The 14,513-nt window shown below is 59.3% G+C and carries 14 protein-coding genes and 2 pseudogenes; 1 reads left to right on the top strand and 15 read right to left on the bottom strand.

Annotated features, from left to right (window positions below; genetic code table 11):
- Positions 1-96 precede the first annotated feature (96 nt).
- From RHM58_RS13510 to RHM58_RS13490, 5 genes are all read right to left on the bottom strand, one after another.
- Entirely contained in the window at positions 97-1,122 is a 1,026-nt protein-coding gene (locus RHM58_RS13510) for an IS110 family transposase (RefSeq protein ID WP_322269892.1), read from the bottom strand.
- Positions 1,123-1,272: 150 nt separating this feature from the next.
- Positions 1,273-2,829: an adenylyl-sulfate kinase gene (gene cysC / locus RHM58_RS13505; RefSeq protein ID WP_322270559.1), complete on the bottom strand. Its 1,557-nt coding sequence runs from the start codon at positions 2,827-2,829 to the stop codon at positions 1,273-1,275.
- Entirely contained in the window at positions 2,786-3,175 is a 390-nt protein-coding gene (locus tag RHM58_RS13500; RefSeq protein WP_322270558.1) for a GTP-binding protein, read from the bottom strand. Before RHM58_RS13500 ends, cysC begins: the two co-directional genes overlap by 44 nt.
- 9 nt (positions 3,176-3,184) lie before the next feature.
- Positions 3,185-4,102: a sulfate adenylyltransferase subunit CysD gene (gene cysD, locus RHM58_RS13495; RefSeq protein WP_201114859.1), complete on the bottom strand. Its 918-nt coding sequence runs from the start codon at positions 4,100-4,102 to the stop codon at positions 3,185-3,187.
- A 256-nt stretch (positions 4,103-4,358) separates the two neighbouring features.
- Positions 4,359-5,117 (bottom strand): Nif3-like dinuclear metal center hexameric protein, encoded by a 759-nt coding sequence (locus RHM58_RS13490; protein ID WP_054616127.1) that lies wholly within the window; start codon positions 5,115-5,117, stop codon positions 4,359-4,361.
- A gap of 102 nt (positions 5,118-5,219) precedes the next feature.
- On the opposite strand from RHM58_RS13490, the gene algW reads away from it, so the two are divergent.
- The gene (gene algW, locus RHM58_RS13485; RefSeq protein WP_201200607.1) at positions 5,220-6,374 is read left to right on the top strand and encodes a Do family serine endopeptidase AlgW; all 1,155 of its coding nucleotides are present in this window, start codon (positions 5,220-5,222) and stop codon (positions 6,372-6,374) included.
- A gap of 140 nt (positions 6,375-6,514) precedes the next feature.
- On the opposite strand, the gene hisC is transcribed toward algW, so the two are convergent.
- From hisC to RHM58_RS13435, 10 genes and pseudogenes are all read right to left on the bottom strand, one after another.
- Positions 6,515-7,567, bottom strand: a complete 1,053-nt coding sequence (hisC, locus tag RHM58_RS13480; RefSeq protein ID WP_201256724.1) for a histidinol-phosphate transaminase — start codon at positions 7,565-7,567, stop codon at positions 6,515-6,517.
- A 2-nt stretch (positions 7,568-7,569) separates the two neighbouring features.
- Positions 7,570-8,899 (bottom strand): annotated as a pseudogene (gene hisD / locus RHM58_RS13475) (histidinol dehydrogenase).
- A gap of 126 nt (positions 8,900-9,025) precedes the next feature.
- Complete coding sequence (hisG, locus tag RHM58_RS13470; RefSeq protein WP_201200599.1) at positions 9,026-9,661, bottom strand: ATP phosphoribosyltransferase; 636 nt, start codon at positions 9,659-9,661, stop codon at positions 9,026-9,028.
- Positions 9,662-9,786: 125 nt separating this feature from the next.
- Complete coding sequence (gene murA, locus RHM58_RS13465) at positions 9,787-11,052, bottom strand: UDP-N-acetylglucosamine 1-carboxyvinyltransferase (protein WP_054049887.1); 1,266 nt, start codon at positions 11,050-11,052, stop codon at positions 9,787-9,789.
- Between the two features lie 22 nt (positions 11,053-11,074).
- On the bottom strand, positions 11,075-11,326 hold the full coding sequence (locus tag RHM58_RS13460; protein WP_201195781.1) for a BolA family protein: 252 nt from the start codon (positions 11,324-11,326) through the stop codon (positions 11,075-11,077).
- A 115-nt stretch (positions 11,327-11,441) separates the two neighbouring features.
- On the bottom strand, positions 11,442-11,747 hold the full coding sequence (locus tag RHM58_RS13455) for an STAS domain-containing protein (protein WP_322270557.1): 306 nt from the start codon (positions 11,745-11,747) through the stop codon (positions 11,442-11,444).
- Entirely contained in the window at positions 11,744-12,385 is a 642-nt protein-coding gene (locus tag RHM58_RS13450; protein ID WP_201200595.1) for an MlaC/ttg2D family ABC transporter substrate-binding protein, read from the bottom strand. The genes RHM58_RS13455 and RHM58_RS13450 overlap by 4 nt, the downstream gene beginning before the upstream one ends.
- Positions 12,386-12,396: 11 nt before the next feature.
- Positions 12,397-12,863 (bottom strand): annotated as a pseudogene (mlaD, locus tag RHM58_RS13445) (outer membrane lipid asymmetry maintenance protein MlaD).
- Complete coding sequence (mlaE, locus tag RHM58_RS13440; protein ID WP_201200594.1) at positions 12,863-13,660, bottom strand: lipid asymmetry maintenance ABC transporter permease subunit MlaE; 798 nt, start codon at positions 13,658-13,660, stop codon at positions 12,863-12,865. Before mlaE ends, mlaD begins: the two are co-directional and overlap by 1 nt.
- Positions 13,660-14,469, bottom strand: a complete 810-nt coding sequence (locus RHM58_RS13435; RefSeq protein ID WP_201200590.1) for an ATP-binding cassette domain-containing protein — start codon at positions 14,467-14,469, stop codon at positions 13,660-13,662. Before RHM58_RS13435 ends, mlaE begins: the two co-directional genes overlap by 1 nt.
- Positions 14,470-14,513 lie beyond the last annotated feature (44 nt).

Genomic DNA, 14,513 nt, shown 5'->3' with positions numbered 1-14,513 from the left:
TGGGAGCTCAGGGTTTTCGTCAGGCCGGTTGGCCGTTCACGTCATCTGTTATCCAGCATCGCAAACCAGGTGGGTGGTGCTCGGGTGACAGCGGGGTCAGGCGTTCATCGCGCCTGGCCCCGCATCGAATTCGGTGTGGTGTGCTGCAATCGCCCAGGCGATTCTCGCCAGTTTGTTGGCCAGTGCGCAGACCACATGATTGGAGTGATGGTTGTCCCATAGCCGTCGGACCCAGTCCGCCAGCGCTCCTTTCTGTCGATCCAACTGCATCAGATAGACGCGGGCACACTGGATCAGCAGACGTCTCTGGTTTCGGTCACCCCGCTTGCTGATGCCTAAAAGTACGGTTTTTCCGCCCGTGGAGTGTTGTTTGGGCACTAGCCCGATCGAGGCCGAATAGCCTCGGCCGCACTTGAACTGTTTGCCATCGCCCAACTCGGCAGCCAGGACGCTGGAGGTGATCGGGCCGACACACGGCATCGTCATCAAGCGAACAGCCAGATCATCTTCAGCGGCTTGGCACTCCACTTCCTTATCCAAAGCCTTGACCTGCTCGTGCAAGTAATTGAAGTGCTCACGCAGCCTGGTCAGTAGTTTTTTGATGGAATCGGGAAGTGGATGCGCTTCAAGCAGCGCTGGAAGATCTTTGATGGACTTGAAGCCTGGGGCCAAGCTGATTCCGACTTCCAGGAGGGCTGCGTGAATCCGATTGACGGTAGCAGTACGTTCTTTGATGAACGAATCACGTGTCGAGTTGAGCATGGCCAGCGCCTGCTGAGCCTGATTCTTGGGCGGCACAAAGCGCATTGTTGGACGAGTTGCAGCCTCGCAGATCGCTTCGGCATCAGCGAAGTCGTTCTTGTTGCTTTTCACATACGGACGCACGAGATGCGGAGCAATGAGTTTGGGTATATGCCCCAGTCTTGAGACTTCCTGCGCCATGAAGTGGGCTCCGCCGCAAGCTTCCATCGCAACGGTGCAGGGTTCGAGATTGGCCAGATGCTGGATGAGCGCCGCCCGATTAAACTTTTTGCGGTAAAGCTCATGACCACGATCATCTTGTGCATGCAGATGAAAGCTGTGTTTTCCCAGATCGATGGCGACAATAGCTACTTTGTTCATGGCAACGGTCTCCGATGAGCCCCCTGTGAAAGCTTAGTGGGCGATCACAGGGGGCGGCGGGGGGAGCCATTTCATTATTTGGATATCGCAAGACACAAAAAAACCCGCCGATGATCACTCATCGGCGGGTTTTTTATGAGCGGCTAACGCTTAGATCGCGCCGCGGCTACGCAGCAGATCCAGCACTTGCTTGACGCTTTCTTCCAGCGACAGCGACTGGGTGTCGACTACAAGGTCAGCGTCCAGTGGCACGTCGTACGGGAAGGAGTCGCCCGGGATGTTATCGCCAGCGGCGGTATACAGCCCTTGCGGATCACGCTCGGCGCAAACTGTCGGCGAGGCCTGGACGTAAACCGTCAGCAAACGCTCCTTACCGATCAGGTCCTTGGCCTGCTCACGACCTTCGGCGCTTGGAGCAACAAATGCCGCCAGGGTCAGCAAACCGGCTTCGTTGAACTGACGCGCTACGTGCGCCGCACGACGCCAGTTCTCGGTACGGCCGGCGCGATCCAGTGGCAGACCTTTGTTCAGGTCATGACGCAGGTTCTGACCGTCGAGCACGAACACCGCACGGCCCAAGTCGAACAACTTGCGTTCAACCGCATAGGCCAGCGTGCTTTTGCCTGCGCCCGACAAGCCGCTGAACAACACGGTGGTCGGTTGCTGGCCGAAGCGTTGGGCACGCTCCTCGGTGGCTACATGGGCCGATTTGCCATGATGAGTGCCGCTTTCATGGCTCAACGGCTGGGCGATGATCATGCCAGCGGCGACGGTGCCGTTGGTCAAGCGATCGATGACGATGAACGAACCGGTGGTGCGGTTGCTCGAGTAACCGTCCAGCGCGATGGCGGCGTCGAGGCTGACCTTGACCCGACCGATCTCGTTCAGGTTCAACGAACTGGCCGGACCTTCTTCCAGGGTGTTCACGTCAACGCGGTTGACGATGCTGGTGATCGAACCCGGCACGTAGGACGTGGCGCGTTTGATGTCGTATTTCTTGCCCGGCAGCATCGGTTCTTCAGCCATCCACACCAGCATGGCGTCGAAGGCGTCAGTCACTTGCGGCTGGTTGTCGGCGTGCACCAGCAAGTCACCGCGAGAGATGTCGATCTCGTCTTCCATGGTCAGCGTGACCGCTTGACCTGGACCTGCGTGCTCCAGTTCACCTTCGAAGGTGACGATGGATTTCACGCGGCTACTCTTGCCCGACGGCAGCACCACGACTTCGTCGCCCTTGTGCACGATGCCGCTGGCCAGGGTGCCGGCGAAACCACGGAAGTTCAGGTTCGGACGGTTGACGTACTGCACCGGGAAACGCAGGTCGGTGTAGTTGCGGTCGTTGGCGATTTCGACGGTTTCAAGGATTTCCATCAGCGACTGGCCGGTGTACCACGGCGAGCGCTCGGACTTGTTCACCACGTTGTCGCCCTTCAGAGCGGACATCGGCACGAAGGCCATGGTGGTCGGCTTGAACGCGATGCCTTCGGCGAACTTCAGGTAATCGGCCTTGATCGACTCGAACACGCTTTCGTCGAAGCCATTGAGGTCCATCTTGTTGATGGCGACCACGATGTGCTTGATGCCGAGCAACGAGGCAATGAAGCTGTGGCGACGGGTCTGGGTCTGCACGCCGTAACGGGCATCGACCAGGATGATCGCCAGGTCACAGGTGGACGCACCGGTGACCATGTTGCGGGTGTACTGCACGTGGCCCGGGGTAGTCGGCGAGGATGAAGTTGCGCTTGGCGCGCTGTCGCGAAGTAGCGGTACGCGACATCGATGGTGATTCCCTGCTCACGCTCAGCCTGCAAGCCGTCGACCAGCAATGCCAGGTCGATGTCTTCGCCGGTGGTGCCGACTTTTTCGAGTCGCGGGTGATGGCTTCCAGGTGATCTTCGTAGATCATTTTGGAGTCGTGCAGCAGGCGCCCGATCAGGGTGCTCTTGCCGTCGTCGACGTTGCCACAGGTCAGAAAGCGCAGCATTTCCTTGCGTTCGTGCTGGCCCAGGTAGGCGAGGATGTCCTCGCTGATCAAATCAGATACGTGCGACATGACAACCCCTTAGAAATAACCCTGACGTTTCTTTTCTTCCATCGAGCCTGCGCCATCGTGATCGATGACCCGGCCCTGGCGTTCGGAAGTTCGCGTCAGGAGCATTTCCTGAATGATGTCGGTCAGGCTGGTGGCCTCGGACTCGACCGCACCGGTCAACGGGTAGTCGCCCAGCGTACGGAAACGGACCTTTTTCTTGACGATGCGCGCCTTGTCTTCGTCGCTCAGGTGATTGAGCAGGCGTTCGTCGTCGATCATGATCCAGGTGCCGTTCATCTCGATAACGTCGCGCTCGGCGGCGAAATACAGCGGCACAATCGGGATGCCTTCGAGGTAGATGTACTGCCAGATGTCCAGTTCGGTCCAGTTCGACAATGGGAACACACGAATGGATTCGCCCTTGTTGACGTTACCGTTGTAGACGTTCCACAGCTCCGGGCGCTGGTTCTTCGGGTCCCAGCGGTGCTTGGTATCGCGGAAGGAATACACGCGCTCTTTGGCACGGGATTTCTCTTCGTCACGGCGGGCACCACCAAATGCGGCGTCGAAGCCGTACTTGTCGAGGGCCTGCTTGAGGCCTTCGGTTTTCATGATGTCAGTGTGTTTGGCACTGCCGTGGGTCAGCGGGTTGATACCCTGCGCAACGCCATCGGGGTTGACGTGCACCAGCAGGTCCAGGCCCAGTTCTTCGACCATGCGGTCGCGGAACGTGTACATCTCCTTGAACTTCCACTGGGTGTCGACGTGCATTACCGGGAACGGCAGCTTGCCCGGGAAGAATGCCTTGCGCGCAAGGTGCAGCATCACGGCGGAGTCTTTACCGACGGAGTACAGCATCACCGGGTTATCGAACTCGGCGGCGACCTCGCGGATGATGTGGATGCTTTCGGCCTCCAGCTGTTTCAGATGCGTCAGTTTGTCGACCATGGCTACTCACGAAAACGATCTTATGGACGGCCAGCGGGCCGTGTTCGAGCGGGGAATCCTAGCACAGCGGCCCCCTTCTAATCAGGACGCCAACTAGATCGAAAGGGTATATGAATATACCCCCTCGTTTGGCCACCACAGATCTCATGTGGGAGCGGGCTTGCTCGCGAATGCTGACTCACATTCAACATTGATGTCGACTGATACGCCGCCTTCGCGAGCAAGCCCGCTCCCACATTTTGATCAGTGGTCGATCTCAGATCGGGTTCGGGCAATCGATGAAGATGTGTTCCAGGGCAAACCGGCGTGCCAGGTAATCCCCCAGCGCCTGAACGCCATAGCGCTCAGTGGCGTGGTGGCCCGCGGCGATGAAACTGATGTCGTTTTCCCGGGCACTGTGGAAGGTCTGTTCGGACGCTTCGCCGCTGAGGTACAGATCGACACCCGCCAGAACCGCCTGATCAATGTAACCCTGACCGCCACCGGTGCACCAGCCGACCCGACGGATCATCTCGCTGCCTTCAATCAGCAACGGCTCACGACCCATGACTTCCTGCACACGACGGGCGAAGTCACGCGGGCTCATCGGTTCGCTCAGCGAGCCGACCAGACCGACGACTTTCAGGTTATCGGGGTCCAGCGGGCCCTCGACGGTGATGTCCAACTGACGCGCAAGCTGCACGTTGTTGCCGACGTCCGGGTGCAGGTCCAGAGGCAAGTGATACGACAGCAAACTGATGTCGTGCTTGAGCAGGGTTTTCAACCGGCGTTGCTTCATGCCGGTGATGCACGGGTTCTCGCCCTTCCAGAAATAGCCGTGATGCACCAACACCAGATCGGCCTTGGCTTCCACCGCAGCGTCCAGCAGCGCCTGGCTGGCGGTGACGCCGCTGACGATGCGCATCACTTGCGGGCGGCCTTCGACCTGCAACCCGTTGGGGCAGTAGTCGGCAATCTTTGAACTGTTCAGGTAACGGTCGGCTTCTTCGACCAGGGTGCTCAGGGCGACGGCCATAAAAGACTCCTAAATATCCCGTTCAGAGGCACGCGCGACCTCTATAATGCGCGACATTATGGGCGGTCTCATACCACCTGCAACCTCTGTAGGACTTGTTTAATGCTTAAGGCGCTGCGTTTTTCCGGCTGGCCGTTGTTGGCCGGCGTGCTTATCGCTCTGTTGATCATTCAGCGTTACCCGCAATGGGTCGGGCTTCCGAGCCTCGACGTCAACCTGCAGCAAGCTCCGCAAACCACCAGCGTGCAACAGGGGCCCGTGTCCTATGCCGATGCCGTGGTCATTGCCGCGCCGGCGGTGGTCAACCTGTACACCACCAAAGTCATCAACAAACCCAATCACCCGCTGTTCGAAGATCCGCAGTTCCGCCGCTTCTTCGGCGACAACTCGCCCAAGCAGAAGCGCATGGAGTCAAGCCTGGGTTCCGGCGTGATCATGAGCCCGGAAGGCTACATCCTGACCAATAACCACGTGACCACCGGCGCCGACCAGATTGTCGTGGCGCTCAAGGATGGCCGTGAGACCCTGGCCCGGGTCATCGGCAGCGACCCGGAAACCGATCTCGCGGTATTGAAGATCGACCTGAAAACCCTGCCGTCGATCACGATCGGGCGTTCCGACAACATCCGCATCGGTGACGTCGCGCTGGCCATCGGCAACCCGTTCGGTGTCGGCCAGACCGTGACCATGGGCATCATCAGCGCCACTGGCCGCAATCAACTGGGCCTGAACAACTACGAAGACTTCATCCAGACGGATGCCGCGATCAACCCCGGCAACTCTGGAGGTGCGCTGGTGGATGCCAACGGCAACCTGACCGGCATCAACACGGCTATTTTCTCCAAGTCCGGCGGCTCGCAAGGCATCGGTTTTGCGATTCCGGTGAAACTGGCGATGGAAGTGATGAAGTCGATCATCGAACACGGCCAGGTAATTCGTGGCTGGCTGGGGATTGAAGTGCAGCCGTTGACTCAGGAACTGGCGGAGTCGTTCGGCCTGTCCGGGCGTCCGGGGATTGTGGTGGCGGGGATTTTCCGTGACGGCCCGGCGCAGAAGGCCGGCCTGCAACTGGGTGACGTGATCCTCAGCATCGACGGCGAACCGGCCGGCGATGGTCGCCGCTCGATGAACCAGGTGGCGCGGATCAAACCGACCGACAAGGTCTCGATTCAGGTGATGCGTAACGGCAAGGAATTGAAGCTGAGCGCGGAGATTGGTTTGCGTCCGCCGCCGGCACCGGTCAAAGAAGAAGAGTAAACAGACACCACAAAACTACTGTGGGAGCGAGGCTTGCCCGCGAAGGCGTCAGGTCAGTCAGCGATGATGTCGACTGACCGACCGCCTTCGCGGGCAAGTCGGATCGCCGCACCGCTCGCTCCTACAAGGGTCAGCGGTGATTACAGATCGCCGAGGCCGTCGATCAACGCCTGATTCTGCTCCGGCGTGCCGATGGAGATCCGCAGGAACTGGGCAATCCGTTCCTGCTTGAAGTGCCGAACGATCACGCCCTGCTCACGCAACTTCGCTGCCAGAGCCGCCGCATCGTGCTGCGGGTGCCGGGCGAAGATGAAGTTGGCCGCCGACGGCAGTACTTCAAAGCCCTTGGCCTCCAACTGCGCGACAACCTTCTCGCGATTGTCGATGACCAACCGGCAAGTCTTGTCGAAGTACTCGCGATCCTCGAACGCCGCCGCTGCCCCGACATTCGCCAGGCGATCCAGCGGATAAGAGTTGAAGCTGTTCTTGATCCGCTCCAGCGCCTCGATCAGGTCTGGATGCCCAACCGCCAGACCGACCCGCAGGCCCGCCAAAGAACGGGACTTGGACAGGGTCTGGGTCACGAGCAGGTTCGGGTAACGGTCCACCAGGCTGATCGCGGTTTCGCCGCCGAAGTCGATATAGGCTTCATCGACCACCACCACGGAATCCGGGCTGGCCTTGAGGATTTGCTCCACGGCATCCAGCGCCAACAGACAACCGGTCGGTGCGTTCGGGTTCGGAAAAATGATCCCGCCGTTCGGCTTGGCGTAGTCTGCCGGGTTGATCTGGAATTGCGCGTCCAGCGGCACCGCATCGAAGGCAATGCCGTACAACCCGCAGTAGACCGGATAGAAGCTGTAGCTGATGTCCGGGAACAGCACCGGATTGTCGTGTTGCAACAAGCCGTGGAAGATGTGCGCCAGGACTTCATCGGAGCCATTGCCGAGGAACACTTGGTTCGCCTGCACGCCGTAATAAGTGGCGACCGCATTCTTCAGCAGATCGCTGTTCGGGTCCGGGTACAGGCGCAGGTTGTCGTTCAGTTCGGTCTGCATCGCGGCCAAGGCTTTAGGCGATGGGCCGTACGGGTTTTCGTTGGTGTTGAGCTTCACCAGTTTCGCCAGCTTCGGCTGCTCGCCCGGTACGTAAGGCACCAGACTCTTGACGAAGGGACTCCAGAATTTACTCATCTTTATTTCCCTTCTTGATCATCAACGATGCGGTATTCAGCGCTACGGGCGTGAGCGGTCAGCGACTCGCCACGGGCCAGCACGGAAGCGGTTTTGCCCAATTCGGAAGCACCCTGCTCGGAGCAGAAGATGATCGACGAGCGTTTCTGGAAGTCGTACACACCCAGCGGCGAAGAGAATCGCGCGGTGCCGGAGGTCGGCAAGACGTGGTTCGGCCCGGCGCAGTAATCGCCCAACGCTTCGGAGGTGTGACGGCCCATGAAGATTGCACCAGCGTGGCGGATCTGCGGCAGCCAGGCTTGTGGATCGGCGACCGACAACTCCAGGTGCTCCGGCGCGATGCGGTTGGCCACTTCGATGGCTTGTTGCATGTCGCGGACCAGGATCAGCGCGCCGCGGCCATTGATCGACGTCTCGATGATCTCGGCACGTTCCATGGTCGGCAGCAATTTGCTGATGCTGGCGGCGACTTTGTCGAGGAACTCGGCGTCCGGGCTGACCAGAATCGCCTGGGCGTCTTCGTCATGCTCGGCCTGGGAGAACAGGTCCATGGCGATCCAGTCCGGATCGGTCTGGCCGTCGCAGACCACAAGGATCTCGGACGGACCGGCGATCATGTCGATGCCGACCTGGCCAAACACGTGGCGCTTGGCGGTGGCGACATAAATATTGCCCGGGCCAACCACTTTGTCGACCTTCGGCACGCTTTCGGTGCCGTAAGCCAGCGCGGCAACCGCTTGGGCGCCACCGATGGTAAACACACGATCCACGCCGGCAATGCAGGCCGCGGCCAATACCAGTTCATTGATTTCACCGCGCGGGGTCGGCACGACCATGACCACTTCGGTCACGCCAGCGACCTTGGCCGGAATCGACGTTCATCACGTACCGCACGACGGGTACGACGGCCTTGCCGCCCGGCACGTACAGACCGGCGCGATCCAGCGGCGTGACCTTCTGGCCCAGCACCGTTCCGTCGGCTTCGGTGTAGCTCCAGGAGTCCTGTTTCTGTTTTTCGTGGTAGCTGCGCACTCGAGCCGCGGCTTTTTCCAATGCTTCGCGCTGGGGCGCGGTGATGCGGGTCAGGGCCAGCTCCAGACGTTCACGCGGCAGGATCAAGTCTGCCATCGAGGCGACTTGCAGGCCGTCGAACTTCTGGGTGAATTCCACCAGCGCCGCATCGCCACGCTCGCGCACGGCTTTGATGATGTCCAGCACCCGCTGATTGACCGAGTCGTCAGACACACTTTCCCAGCTCAGCAGATGATCCAGATGATGTGCGAAATCCGGGTCAGCAGCGTTGAGTCGGCGAATTGCAGTCGGTGCGGTCATAGCGAGAGCCTCATAGGAATGGCAAAAACTCAGGCGCCCTAACTTAGCAGTCGTTTCCGCTTGGGCACCTGAGAATTCTGGCTATGAGGCGGATAGACGGGCGCGACTTAACGTCGCGCAGGTGAATCAGCCGCGGTGTCGAGACTCCACTGCCTTGCGCAGGGTGTCGATCAACGCCTGGATACGGGCGTGCTGCATTTTCATCGAAGCTTTGTTGACGATCAGACGGGAGCTGATGTCAGCGATGAAATCCTGTGGTTCCAGGCCATTGGCCCGCAGCGTGTTACCGGTGTCGACCACGTCGATGATCTTGTCGGCCAGACCGATCAGCGGTGCCAGCTCCATCGAGCCGTAGAGCTTGATGATGTCAACCTGACGACCCTGCTCGGCGTAGTAACGCTTGGCAACGTTGACGAACTTGGTGGCAACGCGCAGTCGGCCCTTGGGCTCGACTGCGCCAATTTTGCCGGCGGTCATCAGCTTGCACAGGGCAATTCGTAGGTCCAGCGGCTCGTAGAGGCCCTGGCCGCCGTATTCCATCAGCACATCTTTACCGGCGACGCCCAGGTCCGCGGCACCATGTTCGACGTAAGTCGGCACATCGGTGGCGCGCACGATCAGCAGACGTACGTCGGGCTGGGTCGTGGGGATGATCAGCTTGCGGCTCTTGTCCGGATTCTCGGTCGGCACGATGCCTGCTTCAGCCAGAAGCGGCAGGGTGTCGTCAAGGATGCGGCCCTTGGACAGTGCGATGGTCAACATGGGAAACGTCAGTCCTTATCAAGGTACTCATGTCCGGTCGCAAACGGCGCCGGACACACATCGAGCCGGTAACCGGCTCGACTGAACAATTCAACGGGCGCGTCCCTGCGCCCATGCAGCAGAAACTAGCCCGGTACGCGGCGGATCTTGGCGCCGAGCATCTGCAGTTTCTCTTCGATGCACTCGTAACCACGGTCGATGTGGTAGATGCGATCGATCAGGGTGTCGCCTTCGGCGATCAGTGCCGAGATTACCAGGCTGGCCGAAGCACGCAGGTCGGTGGCCATGACTGGCGCGCCTTTCAGCTTCTCGGTGCCGGTAACGATGGCGGTGTTGCCCTCGACCTGGATCTTGGCGCCCATGCGGTGCAACTCATACACGTGCATGAAACGATTTTCGAAGATCGTCTCGATCACCGCACCGGTGCCTTCGGCAATGGCGTTGAGGGAGATGAACTGCGCCTGCATATCGGTCGGGAACGCCGGGTACGGAGCGGTACGCACATTGACGGCTTTTGGCCGCTTGCCGTGCATGTTCAGCTCGATCCAGTCATCGCCGCAGGTGATTTCGGCACCCGACTCACGGAGTTTTTCCAGAACGGCTTCGAGGATGGTCGGATCAGTGTCCTTGACCTTCACACGGCCGCCGGTCACGGCAGCTGCCACCAGGTAGGTGCCGGTTTCGATACGGTCCGGCATCACTTTATAGGTGGCCGGGTGCAGACGCTCAACGCCATCGATGGTGATGGTGTCGGTGCCGGCGCCAGTGATCTTGGCACCCATGGCGATCAGGAAGTTCGCCAGGTCGATGACTTCAGGCTCGCGAGCGGCGTTAGCCAGAACGCTGCGGCCCTTGGCCAGAGCGGCGGCCATCATGATGTTTTCGGTACCGGTCACGCTGACGGTGTCGAAGAAGAAGTGCGCACCGCGCAAGCCGCCTTCAGGCGCCTTGGCCTTGATGTAGCCGCCCTCGACATCGATGACTGCGCCCATGGCTTCGAGGCCACGGATGTGCAGGTCGACCGGACGCGAACCAATGGCGCAACCGCCAGGCAGCGCGACTTCGGCTTCACCGAAACGGGCAACCATCGGCCCCAATACCAGGATCGAGGCACGCATGGTTTTCACCAGTTCGTACGGCGCGATCAGGGTCTTGATGGTGCGTGGGTCGATTTCGACGCTCAGCTTCTCGTCGATCACCGGCTCGATGCCCATGCGACCGAACAGCTCGATCATGGTGGTGATGTCGTGCAGGTGCGGCAGGTTGGCCACGGTGACCGGGCCATCACACAACAGAGTGGCCGCAAGGATCGGCAGGGCAGAGTTCTTTGCCCCGGAGATGCGGATTTCGCCATCAAGACGAACGCCACCAGTAATAATCAATTTATCCATAAGAATCTCGACGCCCTTGGGCTCAGGTGCGCTCGGCCCAGGCCGCGCTGCTGAAAAATTTCATAGTGACCGCATGGATGCTGCCATCGGTGATCCATGGGTTCAAATGGGCATAGATCTGCTGCTGACGCTTCACCGGGCTCAACGCCGCCAGTTCATCGCTAATCACGTTCAGTTGAAAGTTGCAGCCTTCGCCCTCAACTTCAACCTGCACAGATAAAAAAGTCTCGGACAGCTTTCCTTCGAGAAAGCTCTTCACTTCGGTGGCCTGCATGCTCAACCTCAATCGGCGCTCTGCGCGCGCGGGTCGGACATCATACAAAAAAGCCCCGCGCCTGCGAACCCCGCATTCACAGGACTCTGACGGGGGGCTTCTTTATAGATGCCGGTTAGGGGTGCGCCAACAGCTCGGTCAATTCGCTGACCTGAGCGATTTCGCGCATGTCTTCGGGCATTGCGCGGATGCTGACGGCCTTGCCGGCCGCCTCTGCATCACGCATGAAACACAGCAGCAGCGACAAGCCGACACTGCTGGATTTCAACACCGCCGAACAATCGACCACCACGGCGGGGGCCGTACTGGCTTTGATCAGCGCCTGGCCCTGCTTGCGCAGACCCGGGCCGGTGCGGTAATCCAGCATGCCGCTCAACCGCAGCTCGCCGGACTCGCTCATGCGAATGGCCGATACACTCATTGTGCTGGCTTCTCGGTGCTGGCCTTGGCTTTGGCGACTTCCCCGGCCCAACCATTGATGGTCTTGTCCAGGTCGTTGCCATTGCGCTGCATCGCGTCAGCAAACTGATCGCGGAACAGCTTGCCAATGTTGATGCCGTTGATGATCACGTTGCGCAGCTTCCACTCGCCATTGATCTTCTCGAGCGTGTACTGCACCGGATAAATCGCGCCGTTGCTGCCCTTGACCGTCATGCCAATGCTGGTGCGGTCGCCCGACTCATCCTTGGCAGGATCAACGACGATGCCCTGGTTGTTGTACTCCAGCAAGGCGTTGCCGTAGAACTGGAACAGGCCTTTCTTGAAGTTTTCCTGAAAGGTCTGCATTTGCGCAGGCGTGGCTTTGCGCGAGTACTTGACCGTCATGATGCTTTTGGAAATGCCCTCGGCATCCACCACAGGTCCGACGATGGTGTTCAGCGCCGTATAAAAGTCCTGCGGGTCCTGCTTGTACTTCTCTTTATTGGCCGACAGATCGGCAAGCATCCGATTGGTCGTGTCCTGCACGAGCGCGTGCGCGGAAGAATCCGCCACGGCGTTGCCCATCAGCGGCAATGTTGCAAGCAGTACCAGCAGGCCACGTCGCAAGGTAGAAATCATTCAAAAGCTCCTCATTTAGCGTCTTTGCTAACGGTATTGAGCAGGAATTTACCGATCAAGTCCTCGAGCACCAGCGACGACTGGGTGTCGTGGATGGTTCCACCATCCTTGAGCAAGGCTTGTTCCCCGCCCACGCTGATACCGATGTACTTCTCGCCCAACAGGCCAGCCGTCAGGATAGATGCAGTGGAGTCAGTCGGCAGATTATCTACGCGCTTTTCCAATTGCATGGTCACCCGGCCGGTGAAACTGTCGCGGTCCAGATCGATCGCCGTAACCTTGCCGATAGTCACACCGGCCATGGTCACTTTAGCTCTGACAGTCAAACCGGCGATATTGTCGAAGTAGGCATAAAGTTTATACGTATCGGTGTTTGCGGTCGGGGACAGGCCACTGACCCGCAACGCAAGCAGCAACAAGCCAGGATGCCAGCCAGCAAGAAAAGGCCGACACCGATTTCCAGGGTGCGGTTTTGCATCAGAAATCTCCAAACATCAGGGCGGTCAAAATAAAGTCCAGGCCGAGCACTGCCAAAGAGGCATACACCACGGTCTTGGTTGTGGCACGACTGATCCCCTCGGAAGTAGGCTCGCAATCATAGCCTTGGAATACGGCAATCCAGGTCACGACAAAGGCGAAGACGACACTTTTGATGATGCCGTTGAGCACATCACCATTGAACGTCACGCTGTTCTGCATGTTCGCCCAGTAGGAGCCGTCATAGACACCCAGCCAGTCGACTGCCACCCACGAACCGCCCCAGATCCCGACGACGCTGAAAATCATCGCCAGCACCGGCAGGGAAATGAAACCGGCCCACAGGCGCGGGGCAATGATGTACTTGAGCGGATCGACGCCAATCATTTCCAGACTGGACAACTGCTCGGTGGACTTCATGTTGCCGATTTCGGCAGTCAGGGCCGAACCTGCGCGCCCGGCAAACAGCAATGCAGTCACCACCGGCCCCAGTTCACGCAGCAACGTCAGGGCAACCATCTGCCCGACAGCCTGTTCCGAACCGTAGCTGGACAGGATATTGAAGCCTTGCAGCGCCAACACCATGCCGATGAACACCCCGGAGACGACGATGATCACCAGGGACATCACGCCGACCGAATGCAATTGCTTGATCAGCAAACCAAAACCGCCGCCAATACCGCCGCGGCTAAACAATGCGTGAAACAGGAAAATCGTCGCCCGCCCGAACACCCCGACGGCATCGATAGCCCCGTGGCCGAACCGGCGCACTTTTTCTATCAGTGAAATCTTGCGCATCAGCGCTTCCCCAGAAGATCTGCGCGGTAATCCGTCGCTGGAAAGTGATAGGCGACCGGACCATCGGGGTCACCTGTCATGAATTGACGGATACGTGGCTCCTGAGAATTCATCAATTCGTCAGGCGTGCCCTGCCCCAGCACTTGCCCATCACCCACTACATAAATGTAATCGGCAATGCTCGCGGTCTCTGCCAGATCGTGGGAGACCACGATGCTGGTGATGCCCAACGCATCGTTGAGCAGACGGATCAGGCGCACCAGTACGCCCATGGCGATCGGGTCCTGCCCCACAAAGGGCTCGTCATACATGAGGATTTGCGGATCGAGGGCAATCGCTCGCGCCAGCGCGACACGACGCTTCATGCCACCAGACAGTTCGTCGGGCATGAGATCGATGGCGCCGCGCAAGCCAACGGCCTGCAATTTAAGCAGGACGATGTCACGGATCATTTCTTCCGGCAGCTCGGTATGAACCCGTAGCGGGAAGGCGACGTTCTCGAACACATCCAGATCGGTAAACAACGCCCCGCTCTGGAACAGCACACCCATGTGCTTGCGCGCATCGAACAAATCGCTGCGCGACAACTTGGGCAGGTTCTGACCGTTGACCCAGACTTCACCGCTATTAGGTCGCAACTGGGCGCCCATCAGCCGTAACAGGGTGGTCTTGCCACACCCGGAAGGCCCCATGATACCGGTGACCTTGCCGCGTGGGATGCGGATATCGACGTTATTGAAAATGCTGCGCGCACCGCGCTTGAAGGTCAGTCCCTTCAGCTCGACCGCGTAGGCGTTATCGGCACTCATCTAAACTCCTTGCGATGCAGCCTCTCACTCGGACGCCTGGCTTT

The organism is Pseudomonas sp. 10S4, from assembly GCF_034344865.1.
Lineage (GTDB): Bacteria > Pseudomonadota > Gammaproteobacteria > Pseudomonadales > Pseudomonadaceae > Aquipseudomonas.
Note: the sequence above shows the minus strand (reverse complement) of the source record. Positions and strands in the feature narration are given on the sequence as shown.

Bases quoted from the DNA above. Each gene is read 5' to 3' on its own strand.
- RHM58_RS13510 (WP_322269892.1), bottom strand. From the start codon at position 1,122: ATGAACAAAGTAGCTATTGTCGCCATCGATCTGGGAAAACACAGCTTT.
- RHM58_RS13500 (WP_322270558.1), bottom strand. From the start codon at position 3,175: ATGTCGCACGTATCTGATTTGATCAGCGAGGACATCCTCGCCTACCTG.
- cysD (WP_201114859.1), bottom strand. From the start codon at position 4,102: ATGGTCGACAAACTGACGCATCTGAAACAGCTGGAGGCCGAAAGCATC.
- RHM58_RS13490 (WP_054616127.1), bottom strand. From the start codon at position 5,117: ATGGCCGTCGCCCTGAGCACCCTGGTCGAAGAAGCCGACCGTTACCTG.
- algW (WP_201200607.1), top strand. From the start codon at position 5,220: ATGCTTAAGGCGCTGCGTTTTTCCGGCTGGCCGTTGTTGGCCGGCGTG.
- hisC (WP_201256724.1), bottom strand. From the start codon at position 7,567: ATGAGTAAATTCTGGAGTCCCTTCGTCAAGAGTCTGGTGCCTTACGTA.
- hisG (WP_201200599.1), bottom strand. From the start codon at position 9,661: ATGTTGACCATCGCACTGTCCAAGGGCCGCATCCTTGACGACACCCTG.
- murA (WP_054049887.1), bottom strand. From the start codon at position 11,052: ATGGATAAATTGATTATTACTGGTGGCGTTCGTCTTGATGGCGAAATC.
- RHM58_RS13460 (WP_201195781.1), bottom strand. From the start codon at position 11,326: ATGCAGGCCACCGAAGTGAAGAGCTTTCTCGAAGGAAAGCTGTCCGAG.
- RHM58_RS13455 (WP_322270557.1), bottom strand. From the start codon at position 11,747: ATGAGTGTATCGGCCATTCGCATGAGCGAGTCCGGCGAGCTGCGGTTG.
- RHM58_RS13450 (WP_201200595.1), bottom strand. From the start codon at position 12,385: ATGATTTCTACCTTGCGACGTGGCCTGCTGGTACTGCTTGCAACATTG.
- mlaE (WP_201200594.1), bottom strand. From the start codon at position 13,660: ATGCGCAAGATTTCACTGATAGAAAAAGTGCGCCGGTTCGGCCACGGG.
- RHM58_RS13435 (WP_201200590.1), bottom strand. From the start codon at position 14,469: ATGAGTGCCGATAACGCCTACGCGGTCGAGCTGAAGGGACTGACCTTC.